The following is a 23,343-nucleotide window of genomic DNA, read 5'->3' as shown; positions in this document are numbered from 1 at the left end:
AGAGCACAAAGCAGCGCACGATGCGCACGACGGCGCGCGTCCATGCAGACCGGACTTCCGGAGCGGCACTGCCCTTGAGGCGGACCTGGCCCATCAGTCTTTGCGTGGGTCTGGCCCTGGGGTCGATCGTGTTCAGCGGCGAAGCACTCGCCGGAGGACCGACCGGTGGCGTGGTGGTCGGTGGTTCGGGTTCCATCACCCAAAGCGGCAACAGCACCGTCATCAACCAGGTGTCGCAGAGGCTGGCGCTGAACTGGCAGACCTTCAACCTGGCGGCCAACGAATCGGTGCTGTTCAATCAGCCGGGCCGTTCGGCGGTAGCCCTGAATCGCATCCTCGATCAGAACCCCAGCCAGATTTTCGGCAAGATCAATTCAAACGGCCAGGTCTTCCTGATCAACACGCACGGCATCATCTTCGGCGCCACGGCGCAGATGAATGTCGGCGGCCTGCTCGCCAGCACGCTGGACCTGACCCCGAACGACTTTCTCGCGGGGCGCTACAACCTCAACGTGGCGGGCGCGAGGGCCGGCATCGTCAACCATGGCCTGATCCAGGCCGCGAGCGGCGGTTCCGTCAGCCTGGTGGGCGGCAGCGTCCTCAACGACGGCGTGATCTTCGCCAACTACGGCAAGATCAACCTCGATGGCGCAGACCATGCCACGCTGGATTTCGATGGCAATGGCCTGATCAACATCCAGATCACCGGTGAACTGAAGGAACGCCTGGACGCGAAGGAAGCCGCGGTCACCAACAAGGGCACCTTACGCGCCGAAGACGGCACCGTGGTGCTGCAGGCCTCGGCCACCAAGGACCTGTTCACCAACCTGGTCAACAACGCCGGTGTGATCGACGCCAGCGGCATCAGCACTGACGGCGGCGTGGTGCGGCTGGTCGGCAACGGCGGCAACGTCGAGAACAGCGGCAACATCACGGTGTCCGGCGTGCACGGCGGCAGCGCCCAGTTGCTGTCCGACCATGATGTCAACGTCAGCGGCAGCGTTGACGCCTCCGGTGCCCTGGGTGGTGGCAGCATCCGCATCGGTGGAGGCCAACAAGGCGGGGAAGGACTGCTCAGGGCCGCCAACAGCACGCTCGGCGCCAGCGCCACGTTGAATGCCGACGCCACGCAATCCGGCGACGGCGGCTCCGTGGTGGTATGGGGCGACCAGTCCAGCACCATCGCCGGCAGCCTGAGCGCCCGCGGCGGTGCCTTGGGCGGTAACGGCGGCGCCATCGAAACCTCGGCTGCGCACGTCAGCATCGCCGACAGCGCCCGCGTCAATACGCTCGCTCCCAATGGACAAGCCGGCAACTGGCTGATCGACCCGAAGGATTTCAAGATCGCCGCCACCGGCGGCGACATCACGGGTCTCGCGCTAGGCACCAATTTGGGCAGCGGCAACGTCACGATCCTGTCCAGCACCGGCAGCGGCGGCGGCAGCGGCAACATCAACGTGAATGATACGGTGAGCTGGGGCACATACACGCTTACTCTCACCGCCGCCAACGATGTCAACATCAACGCCGTACTCACCGGCACCGGGACATCCGCGCTGGTGCTGAATTCCGCGACCGCCAACGGTGCAGATGCAGCCGTGGTCGGCGGCGCCATCAAGATCGGCAAGAACATCACCACGGGTGGCGACCAGACCTACAACGGTCCGGTGGTCCTTGGCGCCAACGTGACGCTTGCCAGCAGCGGCAGCGGCACCATCAATTTCATCTCGACGGTGGACGGTGGGCACACCCTCTCGGTGAATACGGGCGGCCAGACGACGTTTGGTGGGGCGGTTGGTGCGGCGAACGCCCTGACAAGTCTGACCACGGATGCGGCGGGCGTGACGATGCTGGGCGGTAATGTCCATACCACCGGCGCGCAGACCTACAACGACAGCGTGACGTTGGGTAACAGCGACATCCTGACGGGCACGACGGTAAAACTGCTCGGCGGTGTAACCGGATCGGGCAACAGCCTGACTGTTACGGGCAATGCCGTGCTCGGTAGCGTGTTGTCCGGCCTGAACACGTTGTCGGTCAGTGGCACGACGGCGCTCAACGCCACGGGTGTGAGCACGAGCGGCGATCAGATGTACAGCGGCGCAGTGACGCTGGGCGCCGATACGCTGTTGACGAGCACGGGCGGTGGGATCGACTTTGCCTCGATGGTTGACGGTGCGCACACGCTGGCAGTGCAGAGCACGAGCGGCGCGGCAACCTTTGGTGATGCGGTGGGAAGCGGGGTGGCGCTGGCCGGTCTGACCACGAACAGCAGCACGTTCAGTGCGGGCGATGTAACCGTCAACGGCCCCCTGTCGGTGACCACCACGACCGGCAACATCTCGCAGACGTCGGGCATCTTCAGCGTGGCCGGCACCTCGGCGTTCAACGCCGGCAGCGGGACGATCACGCTGAACAGCCTCAATGCATTCACTGGCGCGGTAAGTCTCACCGGTGGAACCACTCAGGTCACGAACAGCGGCGATCTGGTTCTGGGCACCTTGAATACGGGTGCACTGACCGTAGTCAGCAACAGCGGTGCGCTGGACCTGGGCACCGGCACGATCAATGGCGATTTGTCGGCGACCGCGGCAACGACCATCACGGTCGACGGCACGCTTGCAGGCCTGGGCAACGCTGCATTTTCCGGCGCTGCGCCAACAGGGACGGGAAGCATCACTGGCACCGGTTCGATCACCGGCCTTGGCAGCGCCGCGTTCAACCTGACCGGCAACACGATCGGCAGCAGCGGCGGCGTCACCTTCAACGGGTTCACCGCCGCCGACACCACGACGGTTACCGGAGCCTCGGGATTCGACGACAACGCACTGACCAGCCTTGGCATGACCTTCGTCAATGCCACCAACGTGGCGGGTAACGGCACCATTGCGAACGTCGCCGGCAGCTTCGACGACCACGCCGGGGCATCGTCGACAAGTGGCATAAGCTATACCGGGTTCGGCGCAGTGTCCGGTACCGGCGGCGACGTCACCGACGTGACCGGCGCTTTCGACGTCGGTACGAAGACCTCGAGCGACTCGGGCCTGGATTACAGTGCTTTCGGCCTGACCACGATAGCCGGCAACGGCTCCGGGGCGACGATCACGGGTTCGGGAGAAACCTATCTGCTGGACAATGCCGTTGCGGACAAGGGCAGCAGCAACGGCCTGAACTGGACGTCGTTCGGCAACATCGCTGATGCCACCGGCACGGTGAACTTCGGTACCGGCGGCAGCGTCACGGGCAACATCACGGCGCAGACGCTGAATTACGCCAGCTACGCCACGGCGGTGACGTTCGACCTGTCCAATGGCGCCGGCGCGACCACCGGCATTGGCGGTACCTGGGCGGGTGTCACCACGGTGACAGGCAGCGGCAACAGCGACACGCTCACAGGTTCCGGCCAGACCTACCAGCTGGACAACACCGTTGCCGACCAGGGCAGCAGTGGCGCACTGGGCTGGACCTCGTTCGAGAACATCAACGACACCACCGGCACGGTCAATTTCGGCAGCAACGGAAACATCAGCGGCAACGTTACGGCGCAGACGCTGGATTACAGCGACTACCTCCACGATTTGACGCTGAACGTGGATACCGGTGTGCTCTCGGCCACGGGCGTGGGCGGAAGCTTGAGCGGATACACCACCTTCAATGCGAACGCGGCGCAAAACAACACGGTTATCGGTACGGGCCAGACCTATGTGCTGGACAACACGGTGGCCAACCAGGGCAGCAGCAACGGCTACAACTGGGGCGGTTTCCAGACCATCACCGACGCCACCGGCACGGTGAACTTCGGCACGGCCGGCAGCCTTGCCGGCAATGTCACGGCGCAGGCGCTGAACTACGCCAGCTACGGCACGGCGGTGTCGCTGGATCTGTCCAACGGCAGCGGCGCGACGACTGGCATCGGCGGCACCTGGAGCGGCGTGACGTCGGTGACCGGCAGCGGTCACAACGACACGGTGCATGGCAACAGCCAGACCTACAACCTGACCGGCGCGAACGCCGGCAACAATGGCGCGTTGAGCTGGACTTCGTTCGAGAACCTGAGCGACAGCACGGCGGGCAACTTCGTGTTTGCCGATGGAGCCAGCGTCAGCGGCACGCTGGCGGGCGGTGGTGCGGGCACGCTGGATTACAGCGCGTACACCACGACGGTGAGCGTGGGCCTGGGTGGTACGGCGACCGGCACCGGTGGCTGGAGCGGCATCACCACGGTGAAGGGCGGTTCGGCCTCGGACACGATCAGCGGCAGCAGCCAGACGTATCAGCTGACCGGCGCGAACGCTGGCAACAATGGCGTGTTGAGCTGGACTTCGTTCGAGAACCTGAGCGACAGCACGGCGGGCAACTTCGTGTTTGCCGATGGGGCCAGCGTCAGTGGCACGCTGGCAGGTGGTGGTGCGGGCACGCTGGATTACAGCGCGTACACCACGGCGGTGAACTTGGGCCTGGGCGGCACGGCCACCGGCACCGGCGGCTGGAGCGGCATCACCACGGCGAAGGGCGGTTTGGCCTCGGACACGATCACGGGTTCCGGCCAGACCTACCAGCTGGACAACACCGTTGCCGACCAGGGCAGCAGTGGCGCACTGGGCTGGAGCTCGTTCGAGAACATCAGCGACGGCACCGGCACGGTCAACTTCGGCAGCAATGGCGGCGTCACTGGCAACATCGCAGTGCAGACGCTGGACTTCGGCAATTACCTGCAAGACCTGACGCTGAACGTGGATACCGGCGCGATCTCGGGCGTCAGCGGAAGCTTCAGCGGGTACACCACGGTCAATGCGAACGCGGCGCAAAGCAACACGGTGACCGGTACGGGCCAGAGCTATGTGCTGGACAACACGGTGGCCAACCAGGGCAGCAGCAACGGCTACAACTGGAGCGGCTTCCAGAACATCACCGACGCCACCGGCACGGTGAACTTCGGCACGGCCGGCAGCCTTGCCGGCAATGTCACGGCGCAGGCGCTGAACTACGCCAGCTACGGCACGGCGGTGTCGCTGGATCTGTCCAACGGCAGCGGCGCGACGACTGGCATCGGCGGCACCTGGAGCGGCGTGACGTCGGTGACCGGCAGCGGTCACAACGACACGGTGCATGGCAACAGCCAGACCTACAACCTGACCGGCGCGAACGCCGGCAACAATGGCGCGTTGAGCTGGACTTCGTTCGAGAACCTGAGCGACAGCACGGCGGGCAACTTCGTGTTTGCCGATGGAGCCAGCGTCAGCGGCACGCTGGCGGGCGGTGGTGCGGGCACGCTGGATTACAGCGCGTACACCACGACGGTGAGCGTGGGCCTGGGTGGTACGGCGACCGGCACCGGTGGCTGGAGCGGCATCACCACGGTGAAGGGCGGTTCGGCCTCGGACACGATCAGCGGCAGCAGCCAGACGTATCAGCTGACCGGCGCGAACGCTGGCAACAATGGCGTGTTGAGCTGGACTTCGTTCGAGAACCTGAGCGACAGCACGGCGGGCAACTTCGTGTTTGCCGATGGGGCCAGCGTCAGTGGCACGCTGGCAGGTGGTGGTGCGGGCACGCTGGATTACAGCGCGTACACCACGGCGGTGAACTTGGGCCTGGGCGGCACGGCCACCGGCACCGGCGGCTGGAGCGGCATCACCACGGCGAAGGGTGGTTCGGCTTCGGACACGATCAGCGGCAGCAACCAGACCTACACCCTGACCGGTGCAGGCGCCGGCAACGGCGGCACGCTGACCTGGACCTCGTTCGAGAACATCGCCGATGCCGGCACCGGCACGATCGCGACCGCGAGTGCGCAGGTCTACAACCTGAGCGGAAGCAACGCTGGCACGGTCACGACCCTGCTGCCGGGTGGCTTCAGCGGTATCGGCAACCTCAACGCAGCCACCGGTACCGTCAACTTCGGTACCGGCGGCAGCGTCACGGGCAACATCACGGCGAAGACGCTGAATTACGCCAGCTACGCCACGGCGGTGACGTTCGACCTGTCCAACGGTGCCGGCGCGACCACCGGCATTGGCGGTACCTGGGCGGGTGTCACCACGGTGACAGGCAGCGGCAACAGCGACACGATCACGGGTTCCGGCCAGACCTACCAACTGGACAACGCCGTTGCCAACAAGGGCAGCAGTGGCCTGGTGGGCTGGAGCTCGTTCGAGAACATCAACGACGCCACCGGCACGGTCAACTTCGGCAGCAATGGCGGCGTCACTGGCAACGTCGCAGTGCAGACGCTGGACTTCGGCAATTACCTGCAAGACCTGACGCTGAACGTGGATACCGGCGCGATCTCGGGCGTCAGCGGAAGCTTCAGCGGGTACACCACGGTCAATGCGAACGCGGCGCAAAACAACACGGTTATCGGTACGGGCCAGAGCTATGCGCTGGACAACACGGTGGCCAACCAGGGCAGCAGCAACGGCTACAACTGGAGCAGCTTCCAGAACATCACCGACGCCACCGGCACGGTGAACTTCGGCACGGCCGGCAGCCTTGCCGGCAATGTCACGGCGCAGGCGCTGAATTACGCCAGCTACGGCACGGCGGTGTCGCTGGACCTGTCCAACGGCAGCGGCGCGACGACTGGCATCGGCGGCACCTGGAGCGGCGTGACGTCGGTGACCGGCAGCGGTCACAACGACACGGTGCATGGCAGCAGCCGGACCTACAACCTGACCGGCGCGAACGCCGGCGGCAGCGGCTTGCTGAACTGGACGTCGTTCGAGAACCTGAGCGACAGCGCAGCGGGCAACTTCGTGTTTGCGAACGGTGCGAGCGTCAGCGGCACGCTGGCGGGCGGTGGTGCGGGCACGCTGGATTACAGCGCGTACACCACGGCGGTGAGCGTGGGCCTGGGTGGTACGGCGACCGGCACCGGTGGCTGGAGCGGCATCACCACGGTGAAGGGCGGTTCAGCCTCGGACACGATCAGCGGCAGCAGCCAGACGTATCAGCTGACCGGCGCGAACGCCGGCAACAATGGCGTGTTGAGCTGGACTTCGTTCGAGAACCTGACCGACAGCGCAGCGGGCAACTTCGTGTTTGCGAACGGCGCGGGCGTCAGCGGCATGGTGACGGCCGGCAGCGCAGGCACGCTGGACTACAGCGCGTACACGACGGCGGTGAACGTGGGCCTGGGCGGCACGGCCACCGGCACCGGCGGCTGGAGCGGCATCACCACGGCGAAGGGTGGTTCGGCTTCGGACACGATCAGTGGCAGCAACCAGACCTACACGCTGACCGGCGCGAATGCCGGCAACGGCGGCGCGCTGGCCTGGACCTCGTTCGAGAACATCGCCGATGCCGGCACCGGCACGCTGACCGCATCCAACCAGAACTGGAGCCTCACGGGCCACAACCAGGGTACGGTGACCAATCTGGCCGGTACCTTCTCCGGCATCGGCAACCTGATCGACACCGGTACCGGCCATTTCTTCATGCACTCGGGGGCCGACGGGGATATCTCGGGCAATCTCGATGCTGGCAGCAACGGCAGCCTGGATTACTCGGGCTACACCACGCCGGTCAATGTGAACCTGTCCGGTGCGGGTACGACGGGGGTCGGCGGCACCACGTCGGGCATCGCGGCGGTGACGGCGAGCAGCAATCTTGGTGTCAGCGGCAATGCGGCCGGCACGCTCACGATCACCACGACCGGAGCCGGGACCAGCACGACGCTGGGTGCGACCACGGTGGGTGGTGACCTGCTCATCACCAGCAGCGGGGCGGTATCGCAGACGGGCGCGGCGCTGGCCGTGGCGGGCACCACCACGGTCAATGCCGGCACCAGCGCGATTACCCTCGCTGGCGGCAGCAATGACTTCGGTGGCGTGGTCAATCTCGCCGGTGGCGCCACGCAGATCCGTGACATCAACGCCTTGACGCTCGGGACGGTGAGCACGGGCGCATTGACGGTAAATTCGGGCAACCTGACCGTGGGCGGCGTGCTCAACGGCACGGCAGTGAGCCTGAACTCGTCCGGTACGATCAACGAAGGACCGGCGGGCAGCATCACGGCGACCACGTTGACCGGTCATTCGGCAGGCGCAACCAGTCTTGCCGGGGTCAACCATGTCGGCACCCTGGGCAGCTTCACTGCTGCCGGCTTTGCGCTGACCAATGCACAGTCGCTGGCCGTGACCGGAGCAGTCGATGGCGGAGCCAGCACGGCGTTGACCACGACGTCAGGGAACCTGGCCATCAACGGTGCGGTGAGCGGCACCACCACCACCCTGAAGTCGGCCGGAACGATCAGTGAAGGGGCTGGTGGCAACATCACCGCTGCGACGCTGACCGGGCAGTCGGCGGGTGCGACCACGCTCAACGGCAGCAACCATGTCACCAATCTGGGCAATTTCAGTGCTGCGGGTTTTGCCCTGACCAATGCACAGTCGCTGACCGTCGCCGGCGCCCTGAACGGTGGCGCCAGTACGGCGCTGACCACGACCGCCGGCAACCTGGCGATCAACGCGGCAGTCAACGGCACGACGACGACACTCGCCTCCGCAGGGGCGATCAGCCAAGGCGCCGGCGGTGCCATCACGGCAACCACGTTGACAGGCCACTCGGGCGGAGCAACGACGCTCAACGGCAGCAACCACATCGGCACGCTGGGCAGCTTCACGGCGGCTGGCTTCGCATTGACCGACGCGCAGGCACTGACCGTCACGGGTCCGGTCAGCGGCGGCACCAGCACGACCCTGGCCACCACGGCCGGCAACCTGGCCATCAACGGTGCGGTCAGCGGCACCACGACCACGCTGAACTCCGCCGCGGACATCACCGAAGGCAGTGGCGGCAGCATCACCGCGACCACCTTGAATGGCAGCTCGGTCGGCAACACGACGCTGAACCAGGCCAATCACATCGGCACGCTCGGGAGCTTCAGCGCCGCCAATTTCGCCCTGACCAATGCGCAAGCGCTGAGTGTGGGTGGTCCGCTGACCACCACGGGCGGCACTGGCGACATCAGCCTGACCACGACCAGCGGGGCGCTGAGCGTGAACACGGCCGTCACGGGTGACCAGGTTTCGCTGACCTCGGCTGGCGATCTGGCGTTGGGCAACAACGTCACCGGCACGACGGTGAACCTGGACTCCACCGGCAACATCAGCCAGGGCGGTGGCATCCTCACCGCCGGCACGCTGACCGGCAGTTCGAGCGGCAGCACCACGCTGAACCAGGCCAACAAGATCACCACGCTGGGCGATTTCAGCGCGACGGCCTTCAGCCTGACCAATGCGCGCTCGCTGACCGTGAGTGGTCCGCTGCAGGGTGGCACCAGTACCACGTTGACCACGACCGCTGGCGATCTCGCGATCAACGGTGCGGTCAGCGGCACCACGACCACGCTCAACTCCGCCGGTGCGATCACCGAGGGGGCGGCAGGCAGCATCACCGCGAATCTGCTGACGGGTCAGTCGACCGGCAATACGACGCTGGACGGCAGCAACCACATCAACACGCTGGGCAGCTTCACGGCGGACTTCAGTCTGACCAATGCGCAGACGCTGACGGTGGTCGGCCCACTCGATGGCGGCCCGGTCGTGGCACTCACGACCACCGCGGGTGACCTGATCATCAACGGTGCCATCAGCGGCGCCACGACGACGCTGAAGTCGGCCGGTGCGATCAGCGAAGGCGCCGGCGGCAGCATCACGGCCGGCACCCTGAGCGGCCAGTCCGTCGGCGCGACGACCCTCACCGGCGCCAACCACGTCGGTACCCTGGGCAGCTTCAGTGCAGCGAACTTCGCGCTGAGCAATGCGCAGGCGCTGACGGTCAATGGTGCGGTCAACGGCGGCTCCGCCCTGGCCCTGACCACGACCGCCGGTGGCCTGTCCATCGACGGGGCGATCAGCGGCACCAAGACCACGCTGAAGTCCGCTGGCGCGATCACCGAAGGCTCCGGTGGCCTGATCACGGCCAGCACCCTGAGTGGAAGCTCGGCGGGCGCCACCACCCTGGGCAGTGCCTCGGGTCGCATCAACAACATGGTCGACACACTTGGCAACTTCTCGTCGCCGGGTGGCTTCAGCATGACCAACAACAAGACCCTGACCCTCGCGTCGGTCGATGGCAGCACGTTCACGGTCAACGCGGGCACGGCGGCCACCTATCTGTCGGTGACCAACGGCGACCTGTTCCAGCTGGGCACTACGCCGCTTTACAACAGCACGGGTATCTGGGGCTCCACCGGACGGATGGGCAAGGCTTCGGCGCCGATCTACGTGGTCGGTACCGGCTTGCAGATGATTGCGAATGTCGGGTTCCCGCCCGCTTACTTCTACGCGATCGACAGCAACAGCAACCTGCTGCCGCTGGGTGGCGGCTTCGCGATCAACGTGCCGACCGCAACCGGTGCAGGCAGTGCGCAGAACGGCAATCACGGTGACTCCTACATCGACCCCAGCGTGATCACGGCGAACTATCGCTCCTACGGCATCGTGCCGTCCGGCGTGCGTTTGCCGGCTGATCAGCAGAGCGGGTGCGATCCGGACCAGCCGGATCAGCAGGATTGCCAGGAAGGCGACACCGTGGGGATGGTGGGCTTCATGATGAATGGTCGCCGATGAGCATGCTGAAGCTCGGCGCGGCCGTCCTGGTCGGATTGCTGGCGCCGGGGTGGGTTACGCCACTCGCGGCGCAGCTTGCGCCGCGACTGAGTGGAACGGCGATCCTGGAAGAACTGGGCACGGCCCAGCATGAGCTGTCCGCTCGTGCGGCCGGCATGCCGGGCTCCAGCCTGGGGGCGACCAGCGAGCGTCTCGCCACGATGAGCGAGGCCTTGCGGAAATCGCTGGGCAAGGACATCGACAAGCCGATCGACATCATCGACGCCAAACCCAAGAGCAACGCCTATCGTGCCCATGCGGCCAGCCAGCGGGTGCAGGCGTTTCTGGCAGCCAGCAAGGGTTGCCTGGACACGGACGCAACTGCCATGGCCGATGCGCTGGCGACGACGGTGGCCCAGCTTGCCGAAGCGTCGGACGGAGCGAAGCTGCCGCCGGTCGTCGATGCTGTCGAGACTGCCGATCATCGACCGCTGTTCGTGTTGCGAAACATCCCGGGCAAGACCAGCTTCGCGCTGGTGGGAGCCAACCTGTTCGATGCGCAGTGTGAGGACCCCAAGGTCACAGCCACCGATGCCCAGGGCAAGCCGCAGGCGGTGCAGCCGAAGGTGACCGGGGTCTCGCCCGCCCGGATCGAGCTGGAGTTGCCCGCAGGGGCCAAGCTCGATCCTGGCAGTTACGTGCTCCACGTGGCGTCCAGGCGCAAGGCTTTCCTGCTTGGCTGCGGGGCCCAGCCCGAGGCGGTGGCCGTGGTGCAGGTGGCCACCCCGGCGAGACTTTCGATCAGCTACGTATTGACCACCACGTGCCGTGCCGGGGATGGCAGCGAGAAGGTCGGGTCGCCCATTGCCGGCACCATGCCGGACTTTTCCGGCGGCAACACCGTTTCCAGGCAGGTGGACATCGGGGCGTGCACCGATCCGCTGCGCTACACGATCAGCGCGGGAGTCACCTTCGCGGATGGCCGCACCACCACGGTGGGGCCAATCAGCCAGATCGCTTCGGCCGGCATCACCGCGGGACTGCCGGCTGGGCTGACCCTTAGCTGGGACCCGTCGGTGCGTCAGCTCTTCGTTCGTTCCGGCGCGAACAGCTGCAAGGGCGTCTACTGAAGCCTGCCCCTGCAACTGCCGGATCGGATCTGCGACCGGTTCGTCTTCAGGATATTCGTCTTCGGGCTATTCGTCTTCGGGCGTGCCGGAAACCACGCGCAGCTCGGAAATGCCGCCCGGGGCGAGATCCTTCAGCAGGTCCATGAAGTCCATGCCGACCAGTCGTTGGGCACGCCGCAGCAGCAGCGGCACCGGGCTCGACGGTTCATTGCGCGAGTAGTAGTCGCACAACTCGTCCAGCCGCCGCATGACGTCCTGCGGCCCGGAAATGGCGCCGTTGGATGCGCGGGTGCCGCCGGTTCCGCCTTCGCCGCCACCTTCGCCCGCCTCACCTTCACCACCCGCGCCTTCCTGCGGAAGCCGGCGTGCCAGCTGGGGGTCCAGGAACTTCTTCAGTTCGTAGATATCGCTGAGCAGATTCTTGAGGTCCGGGCCGGCGGTGCCGATACGGTCGTTGAAAATGCTGTCGATGGCCTTGGCGCTTTCCAGCGACTGGCCGATGGCGGCGGTGACCGCCACCAGGTCGTCTTCGGAACAGTCCATGCAGCAGGCTTCGATCTCGGTCAATGACGGACCGGGCTCGCCTTCCGTCGTGACCTTCAGCGTTCCGTTGGCGATGCGCAGGTCGCGCAGGTCGAAACGGCCCATCCGCGGCGATTGCACGAATGGCGTGGTGCGGAAGTAGCGCAGCACGCCCTGCAGGTCACCGAGTGGCACGACCGAATTGACCCGCATGGTCGGATCGTTGTCGTCCTCGGCGTCCAGTTGCGGATAGACGGTGTCCCAGAAGTGTTCAAGCAGCCCGCGGATCAGGCTGAGCCCGGCACTCCATCCACGCATGCCCGAGGTGCGCATCCAGGCGGTGGTGAGGTGGATGGCTGGACGCAAGTCCTTGGAACGGTGCAGCAGGGCCTCGGCCAGTTCGGCGACCTTTTCCCAGTCCGGCTCTTCCGCGGCCTTGACGTTGTCGCCGATCGCGCGCTCCGCTTTTGGCGCGGCGGCGCGCTCCAGCGCGAGAAATTCGGGATCGTATTCGAGATCGTCACCCGACGGGGATTCGTCTCCGATCGGTGCCAACAAAGACTCAAGATCATATTGCGTCATGGGTTTGCACCGCCTTCCAGGTGGGATCACGCCATTATCACGAATTATCCACACAAAACCAGTCACCAGCGGTTTTCCAACGCCATGCATCGACGATTCATGGCGGCCGCGGAGTGGTTGCCGAGGGCGAGCGGATCGGGCCACACGGCGGCATCGGCCAGGCCGGTCTTCCGGTTACCCCGGCCTGTTGCGCCGCCGCCGTTTCCAGCGCACCCAGCGCCGTTCCATCCACAGCAGGGCGCGCCGCGTCGGGCGCCGCAGGAAGGGCAGGTCCTGGGCCAGAAGCAGGAGCCCCAGCGGCAGCATCCACAGGCCCAGCAGGGGCAGGATGCTGAAAATGCCACCAGCGATCAGCAGCAGACCGGCCGGAATCCGGATCCACCGCGACGAAGGTTCGCGCAGCCAGCGCATGCTTCGACTCAACGACGCGGGCAACTCGCGTTCGAACCGGTCCAGCTGGCGGTTCAGTCGTTCTTCGTCTCGGTTGATCATGCCATGAGGGATTCCGTCGACAAGCCGGAGGTCTTGCCGGAAAGCGTTCCCCAGGCCGCGGGGTGATCGGCCTGGCGCATGTCGACGGCTATTCTTCCTCTTCCCCCGAAGCCGGTGCAACGTAATTGCGGTCTTCCGCATCGCGCGCATGGCGGATGGCATTGCGCAGGCGCAGATCCAGCCTGTCGAAATCCAGCACGACCTTGCCGGAATGAACATCCTTGACGGCCGATATCGGTATCACGAAGTCTCCGGCGTTTTCGATGTAGACCAGCAGCTCGGGCAAGCCGCGCCTGATCTCCCGCACGGCACCGATGCCGTCGGCACCATCGGTGACGAAAACCATGGAGCCTTGACTGATCTGCTCGTGCATGGGCTTCCTCCAAGGGGAGATGACGAAACGGTACCCCTCGCGCGTTCCGGTTGCACGTGCGGGTACGGATGCATCATGGACCCGCAGGACGTCTCGTGATGGTGAAGGGAGTTGCTCCCGATCGCCTGTTCGATCCGCTGATCGGAGCACCCGAAAGTCAGGAAGCCGCGACAGTTTCCGGCAGCGCCGTGCCGACGCGACCAGCGCACGCGTCGCGCTTCTTGCTTACCGAACGAATCGCCTGACCCAGGCGACATAGTTGTCGACAAAGCCCTGCAGGAATTTCCGGGTTCCATCATTGCCGATGCTGCCATCCTCGCCGACAAGATCTTCCTTGAAATGGATGAACACCTCCGGTTGGGCCAGCACGGGCATGTCCAGGTAGGCGAGCACGTTGCGCAGATGCTGCTGCGCCAGGGCGGTGCCGGTGGAACCGATCGAGGCGCCGATGACGGCCGCGGGCTTGCCGGCGAACGAGTTGGTGCCCCAGGGTCGCGAAGCGATATCGATCGCATTCTTCAGCACGCCCGGAATCGAGCGGTTGTATTCGGGCGTGGCGAAGAGCAGGGCATCGACGGACTCGATGTCCTTCTTCAGTCGGGTGGCGGCAGCGGGGTAGGCCGCATCGAAATCCTGCGAGTACAGCGGCAGGTCGTTGATCTGGATGTGCCGGAAGGCGAGATCGTCGGGAGCCAGCTTCTCCACGGCCCGGGCCAGTCGGCGATTGAACGAATCCATGCGCAGGCTTCCCACCATCACGCCAATCTTGATCTGGTTCATTTCCGACTCCGTTGAGTGCTGTGAAACAATGGATGCGCCGTCGTCAAATACGGATGAATCCGGGCAGGCAAATGCCGATCCGGCCTGTATTCTTGGTGGCCGCACCGGCCGACCGTCATCATCATCTTCTGCGAATGAACCCCATGCAAGCCATCGAAACCCTGATCGACGAAGCCTTTGAACGTCGCAACACGCTGAACCCGGCCGAGATCGAGACCCGTCTGCGTCCGGCGATCGGCCAGGTCCTCGACCTGCTGGAATCCGGCGAGCGCCGGGTGGCCGAGCCGGACGGCCACGGCGGCTGGACGGTGAACCAGTGGATCAAGAAGGCGGTGCTGCTGTACTTCCGCATCAACGACAACCGCGTGGTCGACGGTGGTCCGGCCCAGGCCTTCGACAAGGTTCCGCTGCGCTTCGCCCACGGCGATGACACCGAGCTGGAGCAGCTCGGTGCACGCGTGGTACCCGGGGCGCTGGTGCGCCGCGGCGCGCACATCGCCAGAGACGCCGTACTGATGCCCAGCTACGTCAACATCGGCGCCCATGTCGGTGCCGGCAGCATGATCGACACCTGGGCCACGGTAGGCTCCTGCGCGCAGATCGGCGCCGGCGTGCACCTGTCCGGCGGCGTCGGCATCGGCGGCGTGCTGGAGCCGCTGCAGGCCAACCCCACCATCATCGAGGACGGCTGCTTCATCGGTGCGCGCTCCGAAGTGGTCGAAGGCGTGGTGGTGGAGAAGGGCAGCGTGATCGGCATGGGCGTGTTCCTGGGGCAGTCCACCCGCATCTACAACCGCGCCACCGGCGAGGTGAGTTACGGTCGCGTGCCGGCCGGCAGCGTGGTGGTGGCCGGCAGCCTGCCCGCAAAGGACGGCAGCCACAGCCTGTACGCCGCGATCATCGTCAAGCAGGTGGACGAGAAGACCCGTGGCAAGACCAGCATCAACGAGTTGCTGCGACGGTATGGCGAGGAGTGAGTGGAGAGGGGTGAGAAGTGAGAGCGCGGCACGGCAGAGCTCACGACTCGCCCTTGATCCGTCATTCCTGCGAAAGCGGGAATCCAGCGCCTTCCGTCGTGTAAAACATGGCTGTCGCAGACGCGACGTTTCCAGCAGGTGTCACCAGGCTCTCTCTCACTTCTCACTCCTCTCCACTTACTTCTCGACAAGAACATGACCCAGCTCACGACCCTCTACGGCCTCCCCACCTGCGACACCTGCCGCAAGGCGCGCAACTGGCTGGCCCGTTTCGAGGTGGCGCACGACTTCGTCGACTACCGCACCAATCCGGTGCCGGCGGCGACGCTGAAAGACTGGGCCGCGCAGCTCGGCGGCTGGGAGAAGCTGGTCAACAAGTCCTCGACCACCTGGCGCAACCTGCTGCCGCAGCGCAAGAACCCCGGCAGCGATCCGGAGTGGACGCTGCTGCTGAAGGAATATCCCGCGCTGATCCGCCGCCCGGTAGTGGTACAGCCCGACGGCACGGTGAGCGTGGGCTTCAGCGACAACGGCTTCAAGAAACTGTTCGGCCGCTGACATGCCGACGCGGCTTTCGAAGATCGGGCTGATGGCGACGATCGCGCTGTGGCTGGCTCTGGTCGCATTCGGCAACCTCACCGACTACGGCAGCAACCTGGTCTTCGTGCAGCACGTGCTGGCGATGGACTCGATCTTCCCCGACGCCACCATCCACTACCGCGCGATCCAAGCGCCGCTGCTGCAGCATGCGGCCTACGTGCTGATCATCGCCACCGAAACATTGGCCGCCGTGCTGTGCGGATTGGGGACGTGGCGCCTGTGGCGCGCACGCCGTTCACCGGCCGCGCAGTTCCATCGTGCCAAGCGCCTCGCCGTGGCCGGCCTCGGCGTCGGGGTGCTGCTGTGGCTGGGCGGTTTCATGGCGATCGGCGGCGAATGGTTTGGCATGTGGATGTCCAGCCAGTGGAACGGACTGGCCAGCGCGTTCCGTTTCGTCGTGGTGCTGCTGCTGGCGCTGGTCTACCTGGGCCAGCGCGACGACGGGCTCGACGACTGACCACGATGAGTACGCACCGCATCCGCCGCTTCCGCAGCAACCTTCGCATCGAGCGCGACAACGCCGCACTGTACGCGCGGCTGGCCGAGCTGGCCGATGATGCGCGACTGGGCCAGGCCTATCGACGCATCGCGGCGGGCGAGCGGGCCAATGCGCAGTTCTGGGAGGAGCGCCTGCGCGAACTGGGCGAGGCCGTGCCGTCGCCGCGGATCGGCTTGCGCGTGCGCACGCTGAGCTGGTTCGCGCAGCGCTTCGGCACCGAGTTCGTGATGCCGACCGTGGTGCGGCTGGAACACGCCGACCATGCCGTTACGCCGGTCGACCGCAGCGGCCATCGCGACCATTTCCCGTTGCCGCAGCCGGCCGGTCCGCACGGCTTGCGCCATCGCGCCCAGAGCGGCAACACCTTGCGTGCCGCCGTGCTCGGCGCCAACGACGGACTGGTTTCCAACGTCAGCCTGGTGATGGGCATGGCCGGTGCCGCCTCGGGTGATCGCGCCGTGCTGCTGGCCGGTCTGGCCGGACTGGTCGCCGGGGCATGCTCGATGGCGCTGGGCGAATGGCTGTCGGTCAACAGTTCGCGCGAGTTCTACCAGGCGCAGATCACCGAGCGCGCCGAGCGCCTGGCAGTGGCGCCGGAAGACGGCCTGGCACACATCGCCGGCATCTATCGCGACAAGGGACTGGAACCGGCGGCGGCCGAACACCTGGCCGGGCACGTGGCCGAAACGCCGCGCGCGGCGCTGGACATGCTGGTGCGCGAAGACCTGGGCGTCGACCCGGCTGAACTGGGCGGCTCGGCCTGGGGCGCGGCGATCTCCTCGTTCTGCCTGTTCGCCTGTGGCGCGCTGTTTCCGGTGGCGCCGTACTTCTTCCTCGGCGGCGATGTCGCCATGCTGGCCAGCGCGTGCTCCACCGCCGCCGGGCTGGCCCTGATCGGCATCGGCACCTCGCTGTTCACCGGGCGCAGCATGCTGTTCTCGATCGCCCGCCAGTTCGGCATCACCGCCGCGGCCGCCGCGATCACCTACGGGGTGGGCCATCTGCTGGGCGTGGTGTTGACCGGTTGAGCCCCGGGCAGGGCGCGCTTGGTATGCTGCGGTATTGCCCTGCGTGACTATCGCGAGTGCCCATGTCCGACGTCTTCGAGCTTGCCTGTGAGCTGATCCGCCGCCGTTCGGTAACGCCGGAAGATGCCGGTTGCCTGCCGCTGATCGGCGAACGGCTGGCGCGTGCGGGTTTTCGCGTCGAGCACCTGCGCTACGGTGAAGTCGACAACCTGTGGGCCACCCATGGCGACGCCGGCCCGACGCTGGCGTTCCTCGGCCACACCGACGTGGTGCCCAGCGGCCCGGAAGCCTCCTGGCAAAGTCCGCCGTTCGAGCCGACCGTCCGGAACGGACGTCTATACGGCCGAGGCGCGGCCGACATGAAGGGCTCGGTTGCCGCGATGGTGGTGGCGCTTGAGCAGTTCGTGGCGGCGCATCCCGCGCATGGTGGCCGCGTCGGCCTGCTGCTGACCAGCGACGAGGAAGGTCCGACCAATCTCGACGGCGTGCGGCGGGTGGTCGAACACTTTCGCGAACGCGGCGAACGCATCGACTGGTGCGTGGTGGGCGAACCGTCCTCGAAGGAACGGCTGGGCGACCTGATTCGCGTGGGCCGCCGCGGATCGCTGTCCGGCACGCTGGTGGTGCGGGGCGTGCAGGGCCACGTGGCGTATCCGGAGAAGGCGCTGAACCCGATCCATGCATTTGCCCCCGCGCTGGCCGAACTGGCTGCCGAACGCTGGGACGAAGGCAATGGCGACTTCCCGCCCACCTCGTTCCAGTTCTCCAATCTCAACGCCGGCACCGGCGCCACCAACGTGATCCCCGGCGAACTCACCGCGCTGATCAACTTCCGCTACTGCACCGCCAGCCGCGCCGAGGATCTGCGTGCCCGCACTGAGGCGATCCTGCAACGACACGGCCTGGACTTCGCGCTGGACTGGAACCTCTCCGGCGAACCCTTCCTCACGCCAGCCGGCGGTGTCCTGCGCGAAACCGTGGTGGCGGTCTGCCGCGAGCTGTGCGGCATCGATCCCGAGCAGAGCACCGGGGGCGGTACCTCCGACGGTCGCTTCGTCGCCCCGATGGGTGCCGAAGTCGTCGAGCTCGGCCCGGTCAACGCCACCATCCACAAGGTGGACGAATGCGTGGACGTGGCCGATCTGGACGCGCTTCCGGCGCTGTATCGGGCGGTGTGCGAACGCCTGCTGGGATAGGCGCGGGGCGAGCGCCTGACACAGCGCCTGACACAAGGCGTGGGCAGGCGCCACTGCGAAATGTGAAGAAGCCCTAGACATGTCGCCATGAGCATCGGCGGCATAATATCGCCCGATGCCGGCATCCGGGGCGTGCCAGGTCGTGCCAGGGGGCTTTCATGTGCTGTTCGGGTAGCGCTTGCGTAAGGATCGCGACATGAGCACGGCGATGCGCGCGTGTCGGCCCGGCGTGGTCGCGCTGGGCCTGTTGGCGCTGTCGGTCGACGTGGCCGGCGCCGTGTCACTGCCGCAGGATCTCAGCCATCTTTCGCTGGAGGATCTGGGCAAGGTGGTGGTCTCCTCGGTGGCGAAGACCCCCGAGCCGCTGGGCGATGCCGCGGCAGCGGTGTACGTGATCGGCCACGACGACATCCTGCGATCGGGCGCCACCAACCTGCCGGACATCCTGCGGCTCGCGCCCAACCTGGCGGTCTTCCAGACCAGCCCCAGCAACTACGTGATCACCGCGCGAGGTTTCAGCGGCAACAACGCCGCGCAGAATTTCCCCAACAAGCTGCTGGTGCTGATCGACGGCCGCAGCGTGTATTCGCCGATCTTCTCCGGCATGTACTGGGATGATCAGTACGTGCTGCCCGAGAACATCGAGCGCATCGAGGTCATCAGCGGTCCCGGTGGTGCGCTGTGGGGCGCCAACGCCGTCAACGGCGTGATCAACATCATCACCCGCAAGGCTGCCGATACCCGGGGCGGGGTGCTGCACGTGGGCGTGGGCAACCTGCAGCGTGAGGCGTCCGTGCAATATGGCGGCGTGCTGGGACAACACGCGCATTACCGCGTCTACGCACGGGACTTTCGCCGGGATTCGTTCGACAACAGCGCCGGGCACGACGCGCGCAACGGCTGGAGCAATCCGCAGGTCGGTTTCCGGCTGGACTGGGATGCCGGCGCGGCAGATGCCGTCATGCTGCAGGGCGACCTGCACGATGGCCGCGTCGAGCAGGCCGGCGCGGCCGATTCGCGCAGCACCGAAGGCGACGTGCTGGCGCGCTGGCAGCACGCGATCAGCGACACCTCGAGCTTCCAGGTGCAGGCTTATTACGACCATGTGCATCGTCGCAACGACGCCACTGGAGACGGCTTCGCGCTCGACACCTGGGACATCGAGCTACAGCACAACTTCGCGCTGGGCGAACACAACCAGGTCGTCTGGGGCGCCGGCAACCGGAACTACCGCTACGACATCAAGCCGCGGATCAGTCCGGCCAGTTCACTGCTGTGGGACCCGGCGGTGAACACGCAGAACCTGGCGAACGCGTTCGTGCAGGACCAGATCGGACTGGGCCCGCGCGTGCAGCTGACGCTGGGCCTCAAGGCCGAGGACGATCCCTACTCGGGCGTGTCGCTGATGCCCAGTGGAAAACTGTCATGGAAGCCGGGCGGGAACGTGCTGCTGTGGGCGGCCGCTTCGCGCGCGGTGCGCACGCCCACGCCGTTCGACCAGGATGTCATCGAGAAACTCGGCTCGACCACCTTCCTGGTCGGCAATCCGGATTTCAGGCGCGAGCAGCTGACCGCCTACGAAGCCGGCTGGCGGGCACAGGTGGCCACCCGGGCGACCGTATCGGTTTCGATGTACTACAACGTCTACGACGACCTGCGGACCATCGAGTATTCCCCCACGCTGCTTCCCTTGCTGTGGGGCAATGGCATGGAAGGCCATACCTGGGGGCTGGAAGCCTGGGGCAGCTACGCGATCGGCGACTCCTGGCGTCTGGGCGCGGGCTTCGCCACGCAGCGGCAACGGCTGCGCTTCAAGCCGGGTGCGAGCGGCCTGCTGGGCCTGTCGCAGGCTGGCGATGACCCCGAGCGTCACGGTTTCATCCGCTCGGTGATGAACCTCTCGGATCGCTGGACCCTGGTGGCCGAACTGCGCGGGGTCAGCGCCTTGCCGGACCCGAAGGTGCCCGGCTACGTGGAGCTCGACGCGCGACTGGCCTGGCGGGTGAATGAGAAACTGGATCTCGCCTTGTCCGGCTCCAGCCTGCTGCACTCGTGGCATCAGGAATACGTGTTCCCGGACAGCGACCGCATCGGACGCAGCGTGCTGTTCGATGCCCGCCTGAAATTCTGAGCACATGCCGATCCCGCCCCATCGCGCCGCGTCCGGACACGCCCTGCGTGCCGTGGCCGCGTTGCGCACGGGATGGCGCGCAGTGCATGCCCGCGGCCCGGCCTGTCTGGTCGTCCTGCTGCTGTACGCGGCGGGTGTGGCGGCGGCGAACGCGGTGCAATTGCCACGACAGGCGTCGCCGGCGCCAGCGGCGATCTCGCTGGAGTACGCGGTCAAGGCGACGTATCTCTACAAGCTGGCGCCCTTCGTCAACTGGCCGCCAGGGGAGTTCGCCAGCCCCGATGTGCCTTTCAGGATCTGCGTGGTCGGCGACGATCCGTTCCGCGGCTTTCTCGCCGACGCGGTGGTCGGGCGTCGCTTCGGCACGCATGCCTTTGAAGTGCTCCGGCTGGATGCGCTGACGGCCGACGCGGGTTGCCAGATCGCCTTCATCGGCCAGTTGCCGGCGCAGACCACGCGGCAGGCGCTGGCTGCGGTGGACGGCAAGCCGGTGCTGACCGTGGTCGACTCCGCCGCGCCGGATGAGCGGGGCATCGTGCAGTTCGTGATACGCCGGGGCCGGGTCGGCTTCGAGATCAATATCGCCGCCGCCGCACGCAACCATCTCACGATCAGTTCGAAGCTGTTGAGCTTGGCCCTGAAGGTCAATTCGCGATGAAGGCACGCGCGGACCGCCGGCCCTACACGTTCCGGCCCGTGATGCTGCTGGTCGCGGCCGGCATGCTGCTGATCGCCGGCGCGCTTGCCGCTGCCTACCAATACCATTCGGCGCGGGTCGAGCGGCGACACCAGCTGATCACCCAGGCCAACATCCTGGCCGCCAGCGTGACCGCGGCGATCGCGTTCGATGACCGCGCGGCCGCACAGGAATACGTGAACGCCCTGATGCTCGACCCCCGGCTGGATGCGGCGGCGGTGTACAACGAGGCGCACCGCCAGGTGGCCGGCTTCCAGCGGGCGGGCAGCGAGCCGATCGCGGACAGCCTGGCCGCCGACGACCGCGCGCCGCAGCAGCGGCAACTGGTGGAAGTGCCGGCGCGCCAGGGTGCCACCACGGTCGGCCGGGTATATCTGCGCGCCGCAGACACGCCGCTGATGGTGCAACTGACTCGCTACAGCGGCGTGGCGCTCTTGACCATCATGGCGGTGCTGATGCTTGCCGTGCTGGCGGTGGCGCAGGGCGTGCTGACCCGCGCCAACGATGCGCTGCATCGGCGCGCCACCGAACTGGCCGACGCCAACGAGCGACTCAACATCGAGATGGCGCAGCGGGCACGGACCGAGGAGGCGCTGCGGCAGAGCCAGAAGATGGAAGCCATCGGCCAGCTTTCCGGCGGCATCGCGCACGACTTCAACAATCTGCTGATGATCATCAAGAGCAGTCTCACCCTGCTGCAACAGAAGCTGCTGCAGGGTGACCCGTCGGCGAATGGCACGCCCGCCTCGCCGCCGCGCGAGCGCGAGTCACACGATGGCCACGAAGCGCGGGAACAGCGGATCAGGCACTACCTCGACGTGGCGCAGGACGGCATCGGTCGGGCCGCCAGCCTGACCCAGCGCCTGCTCAGCTTCGCGCGGCAACAGCCGCTGTCGCCCCGGTCGCTCCGGCTGGATGTGCTGGTTCGCGACATCCACCCGCTGCTGGAGCATTCGGTGGGCAGCGGCGTGGAAATCGATTACCGGCTCGACTCGCGTCGGCCCGTGCTGTGCGACGCGAACCAGATGGAAAACACGATATTGAACCTGGTCGTCAACGCGCGCGATGCGATGCCTGACGGTGGGCGCATCGTCATCGGCGTGGACGACCTGCACATCGATGCCGATCACCCCATGCAAGGCCTGCCGGACGGCGACTACGTGCATCTGCGAGTGATCGACAACGGCATCGGCATGAGCGAGGAAGTTCGCCGCAAGGCCTTCGAGCCATTCTTCACCACCAAGCCGGTCGGCAAGGGCACCGGCCTGGGCCTCAGCACCATCTTCGGTTTCATCGTGCAGTCCCGCGGACTGGCCAGCATCGACAGCGAGCCCGGCCGCGGCACCACCATCCACATCGTCTTGCCGCACGTCGCCGGCGAAGCGACTTTCGAGGTAGCGTAATGTCTTCCCCCGATCCCTCCGCACCATGCATCCTGCTTGTCGAAGACGAGACCTTCCTGCGCGAACTGGTCATGGAAAACCTGCAGGACGCAGGTTACGGCGTCGTCGAAGCCAGCGATGGCAGCAGCGGGGTCGAGGCCCTGAAATCCGACCAGCGCATCGACGTGCTGCTGAGCGACATCAAGCTGCCCGACATCGACGGCTGTACGGTCGCCCGGATCGGCAAGACGCTGCGTCCGGAACTGAAGGTGATCCTGATGACCGGTTACGCGCCATCGCCGCTGCCGCCAGCGCTGCAGGCGCTGGTCTATCGCGTGCTGCAGAAGCCGTTCTCACTGAACACCTTGCCTGAGACGGTGGCTGCCGCGCTGGAGGCGTGA

15 protein-coding genes are annotated in these 23,343 nt (G+C 66.3%); 11 read left to right on the top strand and 4 right to left on the bottom strand.

The window, feature by feature from the left end; translation table 11 throughout:
• Positions 1-104 precede the first annotated feature (104 nt).
• A complete protein-coding gene (locus I6J77_RS12230; RefSeq protein WP_204109208.1) occupies positions 105-10,574 on the top strand; it encodes a filamentous hemagglutinin N-terminal domain-containing protein in 10,470 nt (3,489 codons plus the stop codon).
• The gene (locus tag I6J77_RS12225) at positions 10,571-11,683 is read left to right on the top strand and encodes a hypothetical protein (protein ID WP_204109207.1); all 1,113 of its coding nucleotides are present in this window, start codon (positions 10,571-10,573) and stop codon (positions 11,681-11,683) included. The genes I6J77_RS12230 and I6J77_RS12225 overlap by 4 nt, the downstream gene beginning before the upstream one ends.
• A gap of 66 nt (positions 11,684-11,749) precedes the next feature.
• Here I6J77_RS12225 and tssA read toward each other — a convergent pair whose 3' ends face one another.
• The 4 genes from tssA to I6J77_RS12205 all read right to left on the bottom strand — a co-directional run bounded on the left by tssA (position 11,750) and on the right by I6J77_RS12205 (position 14,432).
• The gene (gene tssA / locus I6J77_RS12220) at positions 11,750-12,787 is read right to left on the bottom strand and encodes a type VI secretion system protein TssA (protein ID WP_204111478.1); all 1,038 of its coding nucleotides are present in this window, start codon (positions 12,785-12,787) and stop codon (positions 11,750-11,752) included.
• A 174-nt stretch (positions 12,788-12,961) separates the two neighbouring features.
• A complete protein-coding gene (locus tag I6J77_RS12215; RefSeq protein ID WP_204109206.1) occupies positions 12,962-13,279 on the bottom strand; it encodes a hypothetical protein in 318 nt (105 codons plus the stop codon).
• Between the two features lie 88 nt (positions 13,280-13,367).
• A complete protein-coding gene (locus tag I6J77_RS12210; RefSeq protein WP_056716405.1) occupies positions 13,368-13,652 on the bottom strand; it encodes a hypothetical protein in 285 nt (94 codons plus the stop codon).
• A gap of 225 nt (positions 13,653-13,877) precedes the next feature.
• Positions 13,878-14,432 carry an NADPH-dependent FMN reductase gene (locus I6J77_RS12205; RefSeq protein WP_056716402.1) on the bottom strand — a complete coding sequence of 185 codons (555 nt, stop codon included), beginning with the start codon at positions 14,430-14,432 and terminating at the stop codon, positions 13,878-13,880.
• A 143-nt stretch (positions 14,433-14,575) separates the two neighbouring features.
• Between I6J77_RS12205 and dapD the strand changes: the two genes are divergently transcribed.
• The 9 genes from dapD to I6J77_RS12160 all read left to right on the top strand — a co-directional run bounded on the left by dapD (position 14,576) and on the right by I6J77_RS12160 (position 23,343).
• On the top strand, positions 14,576-15,409 hold the full coding sequence (dapD, locus tag I6J77_RS12200; protein ID WP_204109205.1) for a 2,3,4,5-tetrahydropyridine-2,6-dicarboxylate N-succinyltransferase: 834 nt from the start codon (positions 14,576-14,578) through the stop codon (positions 15,407-15,409).
• Positions 15,410-15,604: 195 nt separating this feature from the next.
• Positions 15,605-15,967, top strand: coding sequence for a Spx/MgsR family RNA polymerase-binding regulatory protein (locus I6J77_RS12195; RefSeq protein ID WP_204109204.1), 363 nt, complete (start codon positions 15,605-15,607; stop codon positions 15,965-15,967).
• 1 nt (position 15,968) lies between these two features.
• Positions 15,969-16,466, top strand: a complete 498-nt coding sequence (locus tag I6J77_RS12190) for a DUF2165 family protein (protein ID WP_204109203.1) — start codon at positions 15,969-15,971, stop codon at positions 16,464-16,466.
• A gap of 5 nt (positions 16,467-16,471) precedes the next feature.
• A complete protein-coding gene (locus I6J77_RS12185; protein ID WP_204109202.1) occupies positions 16,472-17,536 on the top strand; it encodes a VIT1/CCC1 transporter family protein in 1,065 nt (354 codons plus the stop codon).
• A 62-nt stretch (positions 17,537-17,598) separates the two neighbouring features.
• Positions 17,599-18,732 (top strand): succinyl-diaminopimelate desuccinylase, encoded by a 1,134-nt coding sequence (dapE, locus tag I6J77_RS12180; RefSeq protein ID WP_204109201.1) that lies wholly within the window; start codon positions 17,599-17,601, stop codon positions 18,730-18,732.
• Positions 18,733-18,928: 196 nt separating this feature from the next.
• Complete coding sequence (locus I6J77_RS12175) at positions 18,929-20,863, top strand: TonB-dependent siderophore receptor (RefSeq protein ID WP_204109200.1); 1,935 nt, start codon at positions 18,929-18,931, stop codon at positions 20,861-20,863.
• A 4-nt stretch (positions 20,864-20,867) separates the two neighbouring features.
• Positions 20,868-21,521, top strand: coding sequence for a YfiR family protein (locus I6J77_RS12170; RefSeq protein WP_204109199.1), 654 nt, complete (start codon positions 20,868-20,870; stop codon positions 21,519-21,521).
• The gene (locus I6J77_RS12165) at positions 21,518-22,963 is read left to right on the top strand and encodes a sensor histidine kinase (RefSeq protein ID WP_204109198.1); all 1,446 of its coding nucleotides are present in this window, start codon (positions 21,518-21,520) and stop codon (positions 22,961-22,963) included. The genes I6J77_RS12170 and I6J77_RS12165 overlap by 4 nt, the downstream gene beginning before the upstream one ends.
• Positions 22,963-23,343 carry a response regulator gene (locus tag I6J77_RS12160; RefSeq protein WP_204109197.1) on the top strand — a complete coding sequence of 127 codons (381 nt, stop codon included), beginning with the start codon at positions 22,963-22,965 and terminating at the stop codon, positions 23,341-23,343. Before I6J77_RS12165 ends, I6J77_RS12160 begins: the two co-directional genes overlap by 1 nt.

This window comes from Rhodanobacter sp. FDAARGOS 1247, assembly GCF_016889805.1.
In the GTDB taxonomy this organism is placed as follows: Bacteria; Pseudomonadota; Gammaproteobacteria; order Xanthomonadales; family Rhodanobacteraceae; genus Rhodanobacter.
Note: the sequence above shows the minus strand (reverse complement) of the source record. Positions and strands in the feature narration are given on the sequence as shown.

Bases quoted from the DNA above. Each gene is read 5' to 3' on its own strand.
- I6J77_RS12225 (WP_204109207.1), top strand. From the start codon at position 10,571: ATGAGCATGCTGAAGCTCGGCGCGGCCGTCCTGGTCGGATTGCTGGCG.
- tssA (WP_204111478.1), bottom strand. From the start codon at position 12,787: ATGACGCAATATGATCTTGAGTCTTTGTTGGCACCGATCGGAGACGAA.
- I6J77_RS12215 (WP_204109206.1), bottom strand. From the start codon at position 13,279: ATGATCAACCGAGACGAAGAACGACTGAACCGCCAGCTGGACCGGTTC.
- I6J77_RS12210 (WP_056716405.1), bottom strand. From the start codon at position 13,652: ATGCACGAGCAGATCAGTCAAGGCTCCATGGTTTTCGTCACCGATGGT.
- I6J77_RS12205 (WP_056716402.1), bottom strand. From the start codon at position 14,432: ATGAACCAGATCAAGATTGGCGTGATGGTGGGAAGCCTGCGCATGGAT.
- dapD (WP_204109205.1), top strand. From the start codon at position 14,576: ATGCAAGCCATCGAAACCCTGATCGACGAAGCCTTTGAACGTCGCAAC.
- I6J77_RS12195 (WP_204109204.1), top strand. From the start codon at position 15,605: ATGACCCAGCTCACGACCCTCTACGGCCTCCCCACCTGCGACACCTGC.
- I6J77_RS12190 (WP_204109203.1), top strand. From the start codon at position 15,969: ATGCCGACGCGGCTTTCGAAGATCGGGCTGATGGCGACGATCGCGCTG.
- I6J77_RS12185 (WP_204109202.1), top strand. From the start codon at position 16,472: ATGAGTACGCACCGCATCCGCCGCTTCCGCAGCAACCTTCGCATCGAG.
- dapE (WP_204109201.1), top strand. From the start codon at position 17,599: ATGTCCGACGTCTTCGAGCTTGCCTGTGAGCTGATCCGCCGCCGTTCG.
- I6J77_RS12175 (WP_204109200.1), top strand. From the start codon at position 18,929: ATGAGCACGGCGATGCGCGCGTGTCGGCCCGGCGTGGTCGCGCTGGGC.
- I6J77_RS12170 (WP_204109199.1), top strand. From the start codon at position 20,868: ATGCCGATCCCGCCCCATCGCGCCGCGTCCGGACACGCCCTGCGTGCC.
- I6J77_RS12165 (WP_204109198.1), top strand. From the start codon at position 21,518: ATGAAGGCACGCGCGGACCGCCGGCCCTACACGTTCCGGCCCGTGATG.
- I6J77_RS12160 (WP_204109197.1), top strand. From the start codon at position 22,963: ATGTCTTCCCCCGATCCCTCCGCACCATGCATCCTGCTTGTCGAAGAC.